General features: G+C 68.6%; 16 protein-coding genes. 1 reads left to right on the top strand and 15 read right to left on the bottom strand.

The annotated features are described in order from the left end of the window. Positions 1-4: 4 nt before the first annotated feature. From BDD16_RS13445 to BDD16_RS13375, 15 genes are all read right to left on the bottom strand, one after another. The gene (locus BDD16_RS13445; protein WP_179634417.1) at positions 5-1,045 is read right to left on the bottom strand and encodes an ABC transporter ATP-binding protein; all 1,041 of its coding nucleotides are present in this window, start codon (positions 1,043-1,045) and stop codon (positions 5-7) included. Positions 1,046-1,086: 41 nt separating this feature from the next. Further along, entirely contained in the window at positions 1,087-2,115 is a 1,029-nt protein-coding gene (locus BDD16_RS13440; RefSeq protein WP_179634416.1) for a glycoside hydrolase family protein, read from the bottom strand. 18 nt (positions 2,116-2,133) lie between these two features. Continuing rightward, positions 2,134-2,979, bottom strand: a complete 846-nt coding sequence (locus tag BDD16_RS13435) for a carbohydrate ABC transporter permease (protein WP_179634415.1) — start codon at positions 2,977-2,979, stop codon at positions 2,134-2,136. Continuing rightward, on the bottom strand, positions 2,976-3,872 hold the full coding sequence (locus tag BDD16_RS13430; protein WP_179634414.1) for a carbohydrate ABC transporter permease: 897 nt from the start codon (positions 3,870-3,872) through the stop codon (positions 2,976-2,978). Before BDD16_RS13430 ends, BDD16_RS13435 begins: the two co-directional genes overlap by 4 nt. A 64-nt stretch (positions 3,873-3,936) precedes the next feature. Further along, a complete protein-coding gene (locus tag BDD16_RS13425) occupies positions 3,937-5,217 on the bottom strand; it encodes an ABC transporter substrate-binding protein (RefSeq protein ID WP_179634413.1) in 1,281 nt (426 codons plus the stop codon). Between the two features lie 198 nt (positions 5,218-5,415). Continuing rightward, the gene (gene modC / locus BDD16_RS13420; RefSeq protein WP_179634412.1) at positions 5,416-6,507 is read right to left on the bottom strand and encodes a molybdenum ABC transporter ATP-binding protein; all 1,092 of its coding nucleotides are present in this window, start codon (positions 6,505-6,507) and stop codon (positions 5,416-5,418) included. Continuing rightward, positions 6,504-7,187 (bottom strand): molybdate ABC transporter permease subunit, encoded by a 684-nt coding sequence (modB, locus tag BDD16_RS13415; protein ID WP_179634411.1) that lies wholly within the window; start codon positions 7,185-7,187, stop codon positions 6,504-6,506. The genes modC and modB overlap by 4 nt, the downstream gene beginning before the upstream one ends. A gap of 16 nt (positions 7,188-7,203) precedes the next feature. Further along, complete coding sequence (gene modA / locus BDD16_RS13410) at positions 7,204-7,962, bottom strand: molybdate ABC transporter substrate-binding protein (protein WP_179634410.1); 759 nt, start codon at positions 7,960-7,962, stop codon at positions 7,204-7,206. Continuing rightward, a complete protein-coding gene (locus tag BDD16_RS13405; RefSeq protein ID WP_179634409.1) occupies positions 7,959-8,528 on the bottom strand; it encodes a GNAT family N-acetyltransferase in 570 nt (189 codons plus the stop codon). Before BDD16_RS13405 ends, modA begins: the two co-directional genes overlap by 4 nt. Next, complete coding sequence (locus BDD16_RS13400) at positions 8,525-9,046, bottom strand: O-acetyl-ADP-ribose deacetylase (RefSeq protein ID WP_179634408.1); 522 nt, start codon at positions 9,044-9,046, stop codon at positions 8,525-8,527. Before BDD16_RS13400 ends, BDD16_RS13405 begins: the two co-directional genes overlap by 4 nt. Further along, positions 9,043-10,110: a LacI family DNA-binding transcriptional regulator gene (locus tag BDD16_RS13395; RefSeq protein ID WP_179634407.1), complete on the bottom strand. Its 1,068-nt coding sequence runs from the start codon at positions 10,108-10,110 to the stop codon at positions 9,043-9,045. The genes BDD16_RS13400 and BDD16_RS13395 overlap by 4 nt, the downstream gene beginning before the upstream one ends. 15 nt (positions 10,111-10,125) lie before the next feature. Next, complete coding sequence (gene melA / locus BDD16_RS13390) at positions 10,126-11,547, bottom strand: alpha-glucosidase/alpha-galactosidase (protein ID WP_179634406.1); 1,422 nt, start codon at positions 11,545-11,547, stop codon at positions 10,126-10,128. 112 nt (positions 11,548-11,659) lie between these two features. Beyond that, positions 11,660-12,967: an ABC transporter substrate-binding protein gene (locus BDD16_RS13385; protein ID WP_179634405.1), complete on the bottom strand. Its 1,308-nt coding sequence runs from the start codon at positions 12,965-12,967 to the stop codon at positions 11,660-11,662. Between the two features lie 58 nt (positions 12,968-13,025). Beyond that, positions 13,026-13,901 (bottom strand): carbohydrate ABC transporter permease, encoded by an 876-nt coding sequence (locus tag BDD16_RS13380; RefSeq protein ID WP_246332547.1) that lies wholly within the window; start codon positions 13,899-13,901, stop codon positions 13,026-13,028. Between the two features lie 16 nt (positions 13,902-13,917). Continuing rightward, complete coding sequence (locus tag BDD16_RS13375) at positions 13,918-14,826, bottom strand: carbohydrate ABC transporter permease (protein ID WP_179634403.1); 909 nt, start codon at positions 14,824-14,826, stop codon at positions 13,918-13,920. A gap of 242 nt (positions 14,827-15,068) precedes the next feature. Between BDD16_RS13375 and BDD16_RS13370 the strand changes: the two genes are divergently transcribed. Continuing rightward, positions 15,069-16,148 (top strand): LacI family DNA-binding transcriptional regulator, encoded by a 1,080-nt coding sequence (locus BDD16_RS13370; protein WP_246332546.1) that lies wholly within the window; start codon positions 15,069-15,071, stop codon positions 16,146-16,148. Positions 16,149-16,198 lie beyond the last annotated feature (50 nt).

The raw sequence follows: 16,198 nt of genomic DNA, 5'->3' as shown, positions 1-16,198 counted from the left end.
GGATTCAGACCGCGCCGGTGCGGCGGCCTTGCGCGTCGAACAGGTGCAGCGCGCCCGGCTTCGGGGTCAGCGTCACCACCATGCCGGCCTGCCAGGGACCGGCCTCTTCCGCGGACAGCTTCAGGCTGACCGGCTGCTCGACCCCATCCACCCGCGCGTAGACCAGCACCGTGTCACCGAGGTGCTCGGTCAGGTCGATGCGCGCCGACCAGCCGCGCTGGCCCGAGGCCGGATCGGTCGGCAGCAGCGACTCCGGCCGGATGCCGACCTGCGACGCGCCGGCCGCGGCCGGGTGCCACGCCGCGGTCGACGCCGGCAGCACGTTCATCTTCGGGCTGCCCATGAACTGCGCGACGAAGACGTTGGCGGGCCGCTGGTACAGCTCCAGGGGAGTGCCGACCTGCTCGATGATGCCGCCGTTGAACACGGCGATGCGGTCGCCCATGGTCATCGCCTCGACCTGGTCGTGGGTCACGTAGACCATCGTCGAGCCGAGTTCACGGTGCAGCTTGGTCAGCTCGACGCGCATCTGCACGCGCAGGCCGGCGTCCAGGTTGGACAGCGGCTCGTCGAACAGGAAGACCGCCGGCTTGCGCACGATCGCGCGGCCGATCGCCACGCGCTGCCGCTGGCCACCGGACAGGGCCTTGGGCGTGCGGTCCAGCAGGTGGGTGATCTGCAGCACCTTGGCGGCCTGCTCGACCTGCTCTCTGGCCTGCGCCTTCGGGACCTTGGCCATCTTCAGGCTGAAGCCCATGTTCTCGGCGACGGTCATGTGCGGGTAGAGCGCGTAGCTCTGGAACACCATGGCCACGCCGCGCATGGGCGCCGGCAGGTCGTTGGCCACCTGGTCGCCGATCTTCAGCTCGCCGGCCGTGATGCTTTCCAGCCCGGCGATCATGCGCATCATGGTGCTCTTGCCGCAGCCCGACGGGCCGACGAAGACCATGAACTCGCCGTCGCGGACGTCCAGGTCCACGCCCTTGATGACCTCGACGCTGTTGTCGTAGGACTTGCGGATGCCCCGCAGTGTGACGCTGGCCATGTCGGCCTCCTCGGAAATCGAATGTCGAAAGTCGACTGTGCTCAGGGGGACGGGCGCAGCGAGAGCGCACCCGTGTCCGGATCGACGCCCAGCGGCATCGGGTCGCAGACCGTGCCGGCGAAGGTGCCGTCGGTCTGCCAGTAGTTGAAGGCCATCAGCGCGGGGCCTTGGTCGGTCTCGACGATGCGCCCGGCGTAGCGGCGACACGGCAAGTCGCCATCCAGGAACGGCGCCGGCCCGACCTGCCACGGCCCAAGCGGATGCTCGGCCATCAGGTAGTGCGTGCCCCAGACCGGCGACTGGCCGCTGGCGGCGAGGTGCCGCGCGGCGTAGTCCTGCGACCAGTGCTCGCCCGCGTTGCAGAAGAAGCAGTACCAGCGCCCGCCGATCTGCAATATCTGCGGCACTTCGAGCTGGCCGAACTCACCCGCGAACACCGGCGGGCACAGCGTCCAGGTCTGCAGGTCCGGCGAACGCGCCAGACCGATCGCACCGCGGGTGTTCAGCTCCTCGCCGCCCGGCACGCGGGCGGTGAAGACCATCAGCCAGCCCTCGCCGTCCGGGTCGCGCATCACCCACGGGTCGCGCATGGCGCGGCCGTCCCACGGGCCGCCGTCCGGCAGCACGTATTCCTCGTACAGCGCGCTGACCGGATCGCCGTCCACCAGATCCAGCACAAGGCCATCGCCAACCCGCTGCCAGTGGTGGCCGTCCACGCTGGTGGCGTGGCCGATGCGCTGGCGGCGGCCGTTTTCGGCGGCGCAGGTGCCGGTGTAGAACTGGTGCCAGCCGCCCGCGTCGTCGCGCACGACGGAGCCGGTCCACACCGTCTTGTCGTCCCAGGACGGCGAGGCGGCCGGGGTGAAGCTGGTGCCCAGGTGGGTCCAGTTCACCAGGTCGGTGCTGACGGCGTGGCCCTGCGTCACGTTCCAGTGGCGCAAGGACTCGTCACCGAGCGCCTTGTCCGCCTTCAGGAACCAGATGTGCCAGCAGGTCTCCCCGCTGTCGCTGGCCTCGCCGACGCGGTGCGTCCAGAAGTCCCAGATCCATTGGTCTTGCAGTGCAAGCATTGTCGAAATCCCCCGGCCTCAGCCCTTGACCCCGCTGCCCATGGCGGACTGGATGAACCAGCGCTGGAACAGCAGATACACCCCCAGCACCGGCGCCGACATCAGCACCGAGAAGGCCATCACGTCGCCCCAGATCGGGGGCGGTGTGCCGAAGAACTGCGCGAGCGCCAGCGCCACCGGCCGCACCTCGGCCCCGCGTGTGACCATCAGCGGCCACAGGAAGGCGTTCCAGTACTCCAGGCTCTGCAGGATCGCGACGGTCGCGATCGCCGGCAGCGACAGCGGCATGATGATCTGCCAGTAGATCTTCAGGTGCGAGGCGCCGTCGAGGAACGCGGCCTCGTCATAGTCCTTCGGGATCTTGGCGAAGAACTGGTAGAACAGGAAGATCGAGAACGGGTGGGCAATGAACGGCACGATCTGCGCCTGGTAGGTATCGACCCAGCCGACCTGGTTCATCATCAGCAGCATCGGCACCGCCAGCGCCTCCATCGGGATGATGATCAGCGAGATCACCGCCATCACGATCCAGTTGCGCCCCGGAAAGCTGATCCGCGCCAGCGCATACGCCGCCAGCGAGTTCACGAACACGCCGAAGACGACGATGCACACGACGATCAGCGCCGAGTTCATCAGGTAGCGCGGCACCGGCGAGGTGGTGTCGTTCAGCACCTGCCGGAAGTTCTCCAGCGAGATCTGCGACGGGTCGACCCAGAAGGCGCGCCAGTTGCCGAAGTCGAGCAGGATCTGCTGCTCGTCGGCCTTGAGCGAGGTGGCGACCATCAGCATCAGCGGCGCCAGCACGAAGGCCAGCAGCGCAAGCGCGATGATCATCAGGAACAGTCGTTCGACACGGGTGCTCATTCGACAGCCCTTTCTTCCTTGACGAGGCGGCGCTGGACCAGGCTGATCGCCAGCACGATCAGGAAGAACACCACCGCCGCCGCCGCCGCGATGCCGACCTTGCCCTGGCGGAAGCCGGTGAGGTAGATGAAGCGCACCAGCGTGTCGGTGACGCCGGACGGGCCGCCCTTGGTCAGCAGCTCGACCTGGGTGAACAGCTTGAACGCCAGGATGGTCGTCGTCATCACCACCAGGATGTGCGTGTTCAGCAGGCCCGGGATGGTGATGTGCCAGAACTCGTTCCAGCGGTTGGCGCCGTCGAGCCGCGCGGCTTCGTAGAGGTCGGTGTTGATGCTCTGCAGCCCCGCCAGATAGACCACCATCTGGAACGGAAAGCCCTGCCACGCCGACATCAGCACCAGCGCGGGCATGGCGGTCGCCGGGTTGCCGAGCCAGTCCACCGGATCGACCAGGCCGAAGGTGAGCGCGTTCAGCAGCGTGTTGAAGAAGCCGCTCATCTGGAACAGCGAGAACCAGATCACCGAGACCACGACCATCGAGATCACGGTCGGCAGGAAGTAGATGCCGCGGAACAGCTGCCGCATCGGCAACTTGGTGTTGATCAGCATCGCCACCGCGAGGCCGAGGCCGCACTGCAGCGGCACCACCAGCACGGTGAAATACGCCGTGTTGAGCAGCGTGCGCACGAAGTCCTCGTTCTCGAAGACCCGGGCGTAGTTGCGCCAGCCGATCCACTCGGTCGGCACATTGGGATTGGGGACCAGACGCTGGTCGGTGAAGGAGAAGGCCACCGTCAACAAGAACGGCAGCACGATGAAAAGCAGAATCAGCGCCAGCGCCGGACTGAGAAACAGCCACGGGCGCAGCGTGGTCTGCTGTCGCACGGCAAGCATGGGGAATCCTTCAAAAAAACCGGGCCGGCGGCACCACCACCGCCGGCCCGGTACAGCAGGGGGTTTACTTGCCGAACGGCTTGTAGCCCTTGTTGTCCTCGATGTCCTGGTCGACCTTCTTGGCCGCCGAGTCGAGCGCCTTCTTCACGTCGCCGCCGTCCACTGCATCAGCCACGGCCTTGGCGAAGGCCGCCGTGATCGTCGGGTAGGCCGGGTGGGCCGGACGCGCGACGCTGACCTTGGCGAGCTGGTCGATGTAGAGCGACAGCGGGCCGCCGGCCTTGTACAGCTCGACCTTCGGGGCCGCCGACTTCACGCCGGGGACGCCGCCCATCGCGGTCGACAGCTCGGCCACGTTGTCCGTGCTCAGCAGGAACTCCAGCAGCTTGCCAGTGGCTTCCTTCTGCTTGCTCTTGCTGTTGATCGACCAGGCCCAGCCGCCGTTGCCGGTGACCGCCTTGGCGCCGAACTTGGGCATCGGCAGCAGCACGAGGTCGTTGCCGAAGGCCTTGCTGTGCGCCGGCCACATCCAGTGACCAACGAAGGACAGCGCGGTGATCTTCTTGCCGTAGAAGCTGTCGTCGCCTTCGCTGGCCGGGGCGACGTAACCCTTCTTGACGAAGCTCTGCAGCAGCGACAGCGCCTTGACGGCGGCCGGGCCGTTCATCGTGCCGTCGGCCTTCCAGCTCGTGCGGTTGATCAGGTCACCGCCCATCGACTGCACCCAGGGGCTGAAGCCGTAGGTGTACCACTCGCCCTGGCCGTAGTTGAGCTTGACGTCCAGCGCGTACTTCATGCCCGGCAGCTTGGACAGCTTGGCCAGCGCGTCCTCGAATTCGGCGGCCGTCCAGGCGTCATCGACGCCCTTCGGGATGCGGACCTTGGCGGCCTCCAGCAGCGACTTGCGGCCCCAGATCGACAGACCCGAGTCGCCCTGGCCCAGGCAGTAGACCTTGCCGTCCGGCGGGTAGGTGCCCTGGTTGATCAGCGAGGGCAGCATGTCGCTCAGCGTCTTGGCCGAGACCAGGCCGTTCAGCGGCGCGATGTAGCCCGACCAGGCGTAGTTGGCGTAGTTCGGGCCGTCCAGGTCCAGCAGATCCGGCAGGTTGCCCGACAGGGCTGCGGCCTGCACCTGCTCGTTGTAGGAGCCTTCCGGCTGGATCTCCAGCTTGGCCGGCGTGGACGGATTGGCCTTGTTCCACTTCTCGATGAGCTGCGCCATGCGCTCGCGCTCGTTGTCGGCACGACCGCCGTGGTGCCAGACACGCAGCACGTCGGCGGCCAGGGCGGCCTGCGAGGCGGCCAGCAGGGCGGCCACGGCCAGAAGCTTGGGGCTGAACTTCATCGTCTCACTCCGGGGAGGGTTGTTGCTTGGGGGCGCAATGGGGGCGAAAGGCGCTAGTAAATCGTATTACTTGCGGCAGGAGGCAATTTAGCGCAATCGATTTCGGACTGTCAACGCGGTCTCCCCGGGTACAGGCCCCTAACGAGGGAAAACACGGGGGAGGCAGGCGGGAAACGGGAGCCGCAGCGCAACAGGCCGTCAGCCCATCAAGGCGACACCCTTGATCTGGGCGTGGAGCCGGTCGCCGGCCTGCAGCGCCAGCGTGTCGGCGCTGCGGCGGGTGATGCGGGCCAGCAGCGTGGTCGCCGCCGAGGCATCCCCCTCCCCCAGGCGCAGGCGCAGGCGCAGCAGCACCGTGCGCCCCTCGGCCTCCAGCCGCTCCAGCGTCACCGGCAGCACGTTCAGGATGCTGCTGTGCTGCGGCGCCTCGCGGGCGATGCTGACGTCGCGGGCCAGCACGCGGGCCCGCACCGGCGTGCCTGGCGGCTGCTCGACCGCGCCGAGCCACAGGCTGCCGCCGGGCACGGCGATGCGCGTCAGGCCGTAGGGAAGGTCGTGCGCCGCAACGGTCGCCTCCAGCACGACGCCCACCTCGTCCTGCCGGCCCAGCGGCAGGTCGGTGCGGGCGAACAGGTCCGCCACGCCGCCCTCGGCCAGCACACGCCCGGACTGCAGCAGCACGAGGTAGTCAGCCAGCCGCGCCACCTCGTCGAGCGCATGGGTGACGTAGACGATGGGCAGCGCCATCGCGCGGTGCAGGCGTTCGAGGTAGGGCAGGATCTCGGCCTTGCGCGCCGCGTCCAGCGCGGCCAGCGGCTCGTCCATCAGCAGCAGCCGCGGGCTGGTCGCCAAGGCGCGGGCGATGGCCACGCGCTGGCGCTCGCCGCCGGAGAGCGTGGCGGGACGGCGGTCCATCAGCGCGCCGATGCCGAGCAGGTCCACCGCCTGGTCCAGCGCGATGCGGCGCTCGGCGGGGGCGATGCGGCGCTGGCCGTAGTCGAGGTTGCGGCGCACGTCGAGGTGCGGGAACAGCGCCGCCTCCTGGATCACGTAGCCGATCGGGCGCTGGTGGGTCGGCACGAAGACGGCGCCGGCCGTGTCGTCCTGCCAGGTCTGGTCGTTCAACGCGACCCGTCCGGTCGCCCGCTCCAGTCCGGCCAGCGCGCGCAGCAGCGTCGTCTTGCCGCAGCCAGACGGACCGAACAGCGCGCTCACGCCCTGCGACGGCAAGGCCAGCGCCACCTCCAGCGCGAAGTCGCGCCGCGCCAGCGTCAGCCGCGCCTCGATCACCGCCGCGTCTCCGCGGCGCGCGCCGAGCGCTGGATCGCGTAGAGCGTCACCAGCACCACCAGCGCAAAGGCCACCATGCCCGCCGCGAGCCGGTGCGCGTCGGCGAACTCGGCTGCCTCGACATGGTCGTAGATCGCCACCGACAGCACGCGGGTCTCGCCGGGGATGTTGCCGCCGATCATCAGCACCACGCCGAACTCGCCCACCGTGTGCGCGAAGCCGAGCACCGCGCCGGTCAGCAGCCCCGGCCGGGCCAGCGGCAATGCGACCGAGACGAAGCGGTCCCACGGCCCGGCGCGCAATGTCGCCGCGGCTTCGAGCAAGGCTTCGGGGATCGCCTCGAAAGCCTGCTGCAACGGCTGCACGACAAACGGCATCGAATACAGCACCGACGCCACCACCAGCCCGCCGAACGTGAACGGCAGCCGACCCAGCCCGAAGGCCTCGGTCATCTGCCCGACCGCGCCCTGCGGGCCGGTGAGCAGCAGCAGGTAGAAGCCCAGCACCGTCGGCGGCAGCACCAGCGGCAGCGTCACGACGGCGCCAATGACGGGTTTCAGCCGCGAGCGGGTGCGCGCCAGCCACCACGCCAGTGGTGTGCCGACCAGCAGCAGCAGCGCGGTCGTCACCGCCGCCAGCGTGGCGGTCAGGCGGATGGCGCTCCAGTCAGCATCGCTCATCCGCGTTCATCCTCGCTCATCCGCGCGCATAGCCATACGACTGGATCACCGCCTGCGCCGGTTCGCTGCGCAGCCACTGCAGCAGCGCGGCCGCTGCCGGCTTGCCCGCCCCTGCCTTCAGCAGCACGGCGTCCTGGCGCATCGGCGCGTGCAGCGAGGCTGGCACGCGCCACATCGACCCCACCAGCGCCTTGCCCGGCACGCTCACCTGCGACAGCGCGACGAAGCCGAGTTCGGCGTTGCCGGTGGCGACGAACTGGTAGGCCTGCGCGACCGACTCACCCGTGACCAGCTTCAGCGACAGCGGCCCCTCCAGTCCCCGTGCGACCAGCACCTCCATCGCGGCACGGCCGTACGGCGCCGTCTTCGGGCTGGCAATGGCGATCTTCCGGAAACGACCGGAGGCGAGCACTGCGCCTTGTGCATCGACCAGCCCGGGCGTGGCGCTCCACAGCACCAGCTGCCCGACTGCGTAGGTGAACGCGCTGCCGGCCACCGCGTGCCCTTCGGCGATCAGGCGCCGCGGCGTCGTGTCGTCCGCGGACAGCAGCACCTCGAACGGCGCCCCGGACACGATCTGGCTGTAGAACTTGCCGGTGGCGCCGCTGGCGAGCTTGAGCGTGTGTCCGGTCGCGGCGGTGAACGCCTCGGCGAGACGGGTCATCGGGGCGGCAAAGTTGGCGGCAACGGCCACGAGGACTTCGTCGGCTTGTGCAGGCACAGCCCCCAGTGCCAGCGCGAGCGCCGTGGCCATTCGGACAACAGGATCGGTCATGCCGGGAGTCTACGGGCAGCCTCATCGCTGGCATTCGGCGGCAGGGGAATGCGGTACTCGACAAGGTCGAGTTCAACCCCGCTGCCGCTGATCGCCCTGAACTCCTTGACGATCACGCCGCCATGGCACGCCGGGATTTTTCGGCTGGCAAGGTTGCGCCGGTGCACCGGATACCGGATGCACGTGAACCGGTTCTGCGCCCGCGCCCAGGTGATGAGCGCGCTGGCCGCCTCCCGCCCCAGGCCGTGGCCCTGTGCTGCCTCCTTCAGCCAGAGCCCCATCTCGGGGTCAGGCCGGTCGAGTTCATGCAGCCCGATGCAGCCGAGGAACTGCTCGTCCGGTCGGGACAGGATCACCATCTGCAGGTTGGTCCCCGCCGCCAGCTCGGCCACCGAGTCGCGGACAAACCGCCCCATCTCCTCGACCGTGTCGGACGGCTTCGGGTGCATGTACCGGGTGACCCGGGCGTTGAAGGTTTCGAACATCGCGGCCGTGAAACCGGCGTGGATCGGGACCAGCTGCACACGCTCGGACTCGATCCGGACACTCGGCAGCGCCAGGGTCATGCCGCCGCCGCGATCAACCGCGCGTACACGCCCAGGTCCGCCGCCGAAAAGCAGCAGAACACGACCTCCCGGATCGGGTCATCGTCCCGCAAGGCCGCGCGGACGGTCTGCACTGCGATCGGCGCCGCCTGCTCGATCGGGTAGCCGTAGATGCCGGTGCTGATGCTCGGGAACGCGATGGACGTGGCACCCGCCGCACGCGCCAGTTCGAGCGAGCGGCGGTAGCAGGACACCAGCAGTGCCAGCTCGCCCTGCTCCCCACCGCGCCAGACCGGGCCGACCGTGTGGACGATGAACCGGGCCGGCAGGCGGTAGCCCCGGGTCAGCTTCGCGTCGCCCGTCTTGCAGCCACCGAGCAGGCGGCATTCGTGCAGCAGGTCGGGGCCGGCCGCCCGGTGGATGGCGCCGTCCACGCCGCCGCCGCCGAGCAAGGAGGAGTTGGCGGCGTTCACGATCGCGTCCACGGAAAGCGTCGTGATGTCGGCACGCACCGCGCGCAGCAAGGTCGTCGTGTTCATGCCCGCATCTCCCGTTCGGCGCCACACGACGCCCGCACCACCAGCGCCGCCCCGATCTCCCGGTGCGTGACCTCCCCGCCCTGCCCCGCCATCAGCGCCAGCAGCATCTCCATCGCCTCGCGCCCGTGCCGGATCGGGTCGGTGCGGACTGTCGTCAGCGGCGGCGCGGCGAACGGCGCCAGCGGCAGGTCGTCGTAGCCGACCACCGCCACATCGTCCGGCACGCGCCGTCCGGCCTCGCGCAACGCCCGCAGCGCGCCGAAGGCCACCGTGTCGTTGCCGACGAACAGCGCCGTGAACGGCACACCACGCGCCAGCAGCGCGCGCGTGGCGTGCCAGCCGCTCTCGGCGCTGATGTCGGCATGCGCGACCCAGGACGGCTCCGGCGTGATGCCGCGCGCGACCAGCGCATCACGCCAGCCGCTTTCACGCCCGCTGACCGAATGGAACTCCGACGGCGCGAAGCCGACGTGCGCGATGCAGCGGTGGCCGAGGTCGAGCAGGTGGTTCACGGCGAGCATGGCGCCGCGGTGGTTGTCGGTGCCGAGGGTGTGGAAGTCGCCCGTGCCGTCGCGGCCGCTGCCGAGCACGACCAGCGGGATGCCGGCCGCGGCCAGCTGGCGCAGGTGGTCGTGTTCGCTGCGGCGCAGGTTGACGACGACCAGCCCGTCGATGCGCCGGCTGCGCACCAGGTCGACGAAGCCGCCCGGCTCGCGGCCCTCGCCGTCGGTGGACTCGATCAGCATCTTCAGGCCGGCCCGGTGGCAGGCCTCGTTGATCGAGCCGACGAGGTGGGCCAGGAAGACGTCGTCGTAGAGGTGTGCCGCCTGCGGCATCACCAGACCGACCGTGGCCGAGGCACCGCCGGCCAGCGTGCGCGCCGCGATGTTGGGGCGGTAACCGAGTTCCTCCGCGACGGCGAGCACGCGGACGCGGGTGGCCTCGCTGATGCCGCGGTCGCGCACGTCGTTGAGCACGAAAGACACCGTCGTGCGCGACACCCCCGCCTTTCTGGCCACCTCGGCACTGGTGGGCGACGTGGTCAGGAGCGGGGCTGGCGGCATGGCGGGATCGGATCGTCAGGGGTGAAGGAACTCCGGCAGCACCGCGCGGTGGGCCGTCAGCAGCTCATCGACCATCGCGCGGATCTGCGACAGGTCGAGCGTCGCCGCAGTGTGCGGGTCGAGCATCGCGGCATGGTACACATGGTCCCCACGCTGGCCGAGGATGGCCTCCACGACCAGTTCCTGCACGTTCACGTTCGTGCGCATCAATGCCGCCAATTGCACCGGCAAGCGTCCGATGCGCGTCGGCTGCACGCCGTTGTGGTCGACCAGGCACGGCACCTCGACGGCACAACCCTCCGGCAGGTTGTCGATCAGCCGGTCGTTGAGCACGTTGCCGTTGATGACCCGCGGCTGGCCGGTGACGATGGAATGGATGATCGCGCTGCCGTATTCGACGCTGCGCGTGATCTGGCGCAGGCCGTCGATCATCTGGCCGGCACCGTCGATCTCGCGCGGCATGACGTGGATGTCCGCCGCGCGCAGTTGCGCCAGCAGCGCGGCGCTGTCCTGCGAACCGGGGGTCTGCAGCTCGCGCTCGATGTAGGGCCAGGCGTGTTCGAACACCTGGCAGCGACCGGGGTATTCGTCGAGCGGGATGTTGAACTTCTTCAGCAGATCCTCGCGGCCCTGCTTGATGAACCAGGGCACGTACTCGCTGAAGTGCTCGCTCGACTCGGTCGGGAAGTGGCCGAGCTGGTGCAGCATCTCGTAGCGCACGCGGTTCCAGTCGGGCATGCGGCCTTCGCGCTGGATCTCGCGCAGGCGCGGGTACAGGTCCTGCCCGCGGTGCTCGAAGCGCAGGTAGAACGACATGTGGTTGATGCCGGCGCAGTGGTAGTCGATCTCCTCCACCGGAATGCCGAGGTCACGGGCCAGCTCGGCCGCGGTGTGCTGCACGCTGTGGCACAGGCCGATGGTCGGGATGCGCGTGGACGCGCGGTTCAGCGCCCAGGTGATCATCGCCATCGGGTTGACGTAGTTCAGGTGGACGGCGCCGTCCGCACAGACCTCCTCCATGTCGCGCAGCATGTCGAGTATCACGGGGATGGTGCGCAGCCCGCGCATGATCCCGCCGATGCCCAGCGTGTCACCGATGGTCTGCTCCAGGCCGTACTTCTTCGGGATCTCGAAGTCGGTGACGGTGGAGGGCTTGTAGCCGCCGACCTGGATCGTGTTCAGCACGAAGCGGGCGCCGTCGAGCGCGGCGCGGCGGTCGGTGCTGGCGGTGATGACGGGCGAGACACCGAGCGCGCCCGCGATGCGGCGTGCGACCTGCTCGGACAGGCCGAGGCGGTGGGCGTCGATGTCGTGCAGCGCGATCTCGGCCCCGGCGAGTTCCGGGTACGACAGCAGGTCACCCAGCAGGTTGCGGGTGAACACGGTGCTGCCGGCACCGATGAGCGTGATCTTCAGGCGGCGGTTCGGGGCGGTCATGAAAACGGTGTCCTTGAAGACTTGAAAGAAAAAACCGGCCCGGACTGGACGTGACGGGCCGGTGAACCTGGGCCGGCGAAGGCCCGAGGAGACAGAATGCAGAGGGACGGACTTACTGCTTGACGGCAGCGTTGGCCTTGGCGCCCGCGTCCTTCAGGATCGTCGCGGCCTCACCCTTGCCGCGCAGGATGGCCTGCATGGCGTTGTCCATGATGTCGTTGACCTGCGAGCCGTTGTCGGCGATCGGGGCCAGGAAGGTCTTGCCCTTGGTCATTTCCAGGAAGGCGGACGAGTCGACGCCCTTGGCCTTCTGGGCGGCGATGGCCTTCTCCGGCATGCCCTTCACCGCCGGGAACACGACGCCCGCGCTGGCGACAATGTCCTGGCAGGCGGCCGAGCCGAGGAACTTGACCCACTTCCACGCCTCTTCCTTGTTCTTCGAGCCGACCCAGATCGAGTCCGCGAGGCCGTTGAACATGGTGGCGCGCTGGCCGATCGGGCCCTTGGGCAGCGGCACCCAGGCGTAGGGGAACTTCGCGTTGCTGGCGAAGTGGGTGATCATCCAGGAGCCCTGCGGCACGATCGCGGCCTTGCCGGCGATGAACATCGCGTCGGAGCCGAGCTTGCTCACGTCCTCGGCGGTGGCCGACAGGCCCTTGCCCGGCAGACCCGCCAGCCAGCCCATCGTTTCGGCCAGCTTCGGGTCGTCGTAGTAGTACTTCGCGTCCCACGGCTTGTCCTGGAACTTGAAGCCGTTCGACACCGCGAAGTGGCTCCACTCGGTCTGGCCCATCATGCCGCCCGAGCCCGGGTTCTGGTAGCCGTAGACCGCGACCTTGCTCTTGTCGAACTTGGCCGAGGCGGCGCTGTTGCCGGCGGCGTCGGTGGTGAGCTTCTTGACGACCTGCTCGAAGCTGCCGCCGTCCTTCGGGTTCCAGGTCATGTTCTGCAGATCGGCGGCCGACACGCCCGCCTTCTTGGCCAGGTCCATGTTGACGATCATGCCGATGGTGTCCCAGTCTTTGGGCAGGCCGAACTGCTTGCCGCCACGGCCCCAGATGTCGTAGAGGCCGGCGGCGTAGAGGCCGATGTCGACCTTGTCGCGCTGGATGAAGGGCGCCAGATCCACCAGCTGGTTGTTCTTGGCGAACTCGGGGTACTTGGCGAGGTGGTTGGTGAACACGTCCGGGGCGGTGCCGGAGATGAAGCCGGTGGAGATGCCGGTCCAGTAGTCGTCCCAGCCCTGCTGGGTGATCTTGACGGTGATGTCCTTGTTCGCCTTCTGGAACTCGTTGGCGCAGCTCTGGTAAGCCGGGCGCTGGTTCGAGTCCCACAGGACGTACTTGATCTCGACGGCGTGCGCGCTGCCGGCAGCGGCGAGCAGGGTGGCCACGGCCAGGGTGATGTGGGGGTTCTTCATCGGCTTGTCTCCATCTTCGGTGGGTGAGGTGCGGGGGCGGGGGCGGGGGAATGGCGACTCATTTGCTGCCGCTGAACTGCACCGACTCGACCACCTTGCGGCCGAACAGGAACAGCAGCACCAGCACGGGGACCACGGCCAGCGCGGTGGCAGCCATCAGGCCGCTCCAGTCGGGCGAGCCTTGCGGGGTCTGGGACTTGAAGGACTGCAGCGCGACGGTCAGCACCTGCATGGTTTCGTCCTTGGCCACGAGAAACGGCCAGAAGAACTCGTTCCACATGTTGATCGAGGTGAGCATGGCCAGCGTGGCCAGCGGCGCGGTGGACAGCGGCAGCACGATGCGCCAGAACACCCGCAGCGGCGAGGCGCCTTCCAGGATCGCGGCCTCCTCCAGGTCCCGCGGGATCGACAGGAAGAACTGGCGCAGGAAGAAGATCCCGAAGCCCGACATCAGGCAGAACGGCGCCACCATGCCGGCCATGGTGTTGAGCCAGCCGAGGTCCTTGATGAGGATGAAGTTCGGGATGAAGGTCACCACGCCCGGCACCATCATCGACGCGACGAACAGCCCGAACAGCAGCTCGCGCCCCGGGAACCGCAGCCGCGCGAAGGCATAGGCCGCCATCGAGCTGGTCAGCACCTGCAGCGTGACGATGATCCCGGTGAACAGCAGCGAGTTGCCCACCGCGCGCAGGAAATGCACTTCGGCGCCCGAGCCGCCCATCGCCAGGCTCTCCTCGTGCGAGACGAGACCGAGCACGCGGGTGAAGTTGCGCAGCGTCGGCGTGTCGGGCCAGAGCTGGGCGGCCTGGCTGAACACGTCCTGCGAGGGCGTGAGCGCGGTTTTCACCACCACCCACAGCGGCACCACGGTGAGCGCCAGCATCGCCAGCAGACAGGCCCAGGCAAAGGCGCGGGAAGGATCGAGTTTCATGCCGCGGTTCATGGTGTCAGGCCAGGTCGTTTTCGTTGGCGCGCAGGATGCGCATCTGCAGCACCGTGTAGAGCACCATCACCAGGCACAGCGTCATCGACATCGCCGACGCGTAGCCCATCTTGTAGAAGCTGAAGGCGTTCTGGACGATGTAGTGGACGATCACGCGGGTCGACTCCAGCGGCCCGCCGTTGGTCGCCACCGCCACCGTGTCGAAGATCTGGAACGAGCCCGTGACGCTGGTCACCAGCACGAACACCATCACCGGGCGCAGCAGCGGCAGCGTGATGCGCCAGAACATCTGCCACTCGGTGGCGCCTTCGAGCGCGCCGGCCTCGTAGAGGTAGCGCGGAATGTTCTGCAGCCCGGCCAGGAACAGCAGCGCCACCAGCCCCATGTGGCGCCAGATGTTGACCGCCGCCACCGTGGCGAGCGCTTGTGTTTCGCCAGCGAAGAACGGCTGGTGACCGATGCCACTCCACGTCAGCAGCGCGTTGACACCGCCCAGCAGCGGGTCCAGCAGCCACAGCCACATCAGCGCCACCAGCACGTTCGACAGCAGATAGGGCAGCAGCACCACCGCCTTGATGAACAGCGAGCGCGCCAGCCGGTCCATCACCACCGCCAGGAACAGCCCGAGCACCGTCTGCATGGGGATGTTGAAGGCCACGTACCAGGCCGAGAGCTGCATGCCGCGCCAGAAACGCTCGTCGCCCCAGAGCTTCACGTAGTTGTCCAGCCCGACCCAGTTGGGCTCGCGCAGCAGGTTCCAGTCGGTCAGGCTGATCTCCACCGCCCGCCATGCCGGCCATGCATAGAACAGCACGAAGCCGATCAGCGCCGGCAGCACCAGCCCGAACGCCGTCAGCGTCTCGCGCCGGCGATTCGGTCCGAACGCCGAGGGCGGACGGGGGACAGCGGACATGGCAACTCCTCGGGTGGCGGCGGCGACCAGACCATCTGGCAACGCAACTAACTCGCGTTAGTTTTCAGTGAAGCGGACTCTAAGGACCGGGGAGGCACTCCGGCAATGGGGGTTATCACCAATTATTAGCACGCCATCATCGGCGACGATTACCAGGTCGGGCTGCCGGCTTGGGTACCATCGGGAATCCAGACCACGCCCGCGCCACCCCACCCGCCGTGACCACCCGCAAACCCGCCCCGATGCCCACCCGCCGACCGACGATGACCGACGTGGCCCAGGCCGCCGGTGTGTCGCAATCGACCGTGTCGATGGTGCTGAACAACATGACCGGCGCGCGGCTGTCGGCCGAGACCCGCAGCAAGGTGCTGGGCGTGGCGATGGAGCTGGGCTACCGGCTGCCGCGGCGGGAAGCGCCGGCGCCCGCTGCGGCCATTCCCGCCGCCCCGGGCGTGCCGGGCGTGCGCCGCAACCTGATCGGCTACCTGGTCGACGAGATCTCGACCAGCCCGCACCCGGTCGTCAGCGTCGATGGCGCGCGGGACGCAGCCTGGACGCACGACTGCGTGGTCAGCGTGGCCGTCACCCGCGGCAATGCCGAGCAGGAGGCCGCCGCCATCGAGATGCTGGCGATGCACCCGGCGCTGCTGGGCATCGTCTACTCGACCATCTTCACCCGGGAAGTGGCGCTGCCGCCCGCCCTGGTGCACCGGCTGGGCACCGTGCCCGTGGTGCTGCTGAACTGCCACGACGAGCAGCACAAGCTGCCCACCATCGTGCCCGGCGAGGTCGGCGGCGGCCACGCGGCGACCGAACACCTGATCGCGATGGGCCACACCCGCATCGGCTTCATCAACGGCGAGCCGTGGATGGAGGCCGCCAAGGACCGCATCAAGGGCTACCGCCGCGCGCTGGCCACCGCCGACCTGCCCTTCGACCCCGCGCTGGTGCGCGACGGCGACTGGATGTCGGGCACCGGCTTCGAGGCCACCCGCTCGCTGATGGCCGGACCGCGCCCGCCGACCGCCCTCTTCTGCGCCAACGACCTGATGGCGCTCGGCGCGATGGAGGCGCTGGCGCAGCTCGGCCTGAAGGTGCCGGACGACGTGTCGGTCATGGGCTACGACGACCAGGAAATCTCGCGCCACACCCATCCGCCGCTGACCACGATGGTGCTGCCCAACTACGAGATGGGGCGTGCGGCGGTCGAGGCCCTGCTGGTGGCGGCCGACACGCCAGCCGCACAGCGCGCCAGCCGGCGCCACCTGATCAAGATCGACTGCCCGCTGGTCGAGCGCCAGACGGTGCGCCGCCACGCCTGACCCAGAACCCCGGGGGCGGGTTCGTCTCGGGGTTTTCACCGATTATCGCT

The sequence above is a fragment of the Sphaerotilus montanus genome (assembly GCF_013410775.1).
Lineage (GTDB): Bacteria > Pseudomonadota > Gammaproteobacteria > Burkholderiales > Burkholderiaceae_C > Sphaerotilus > Sphaerotilus montanus.
Note: the sequence above shows the minus strand (reverse complement) of the source record. Positions and strands in the feature narration are given on the sequence as shown.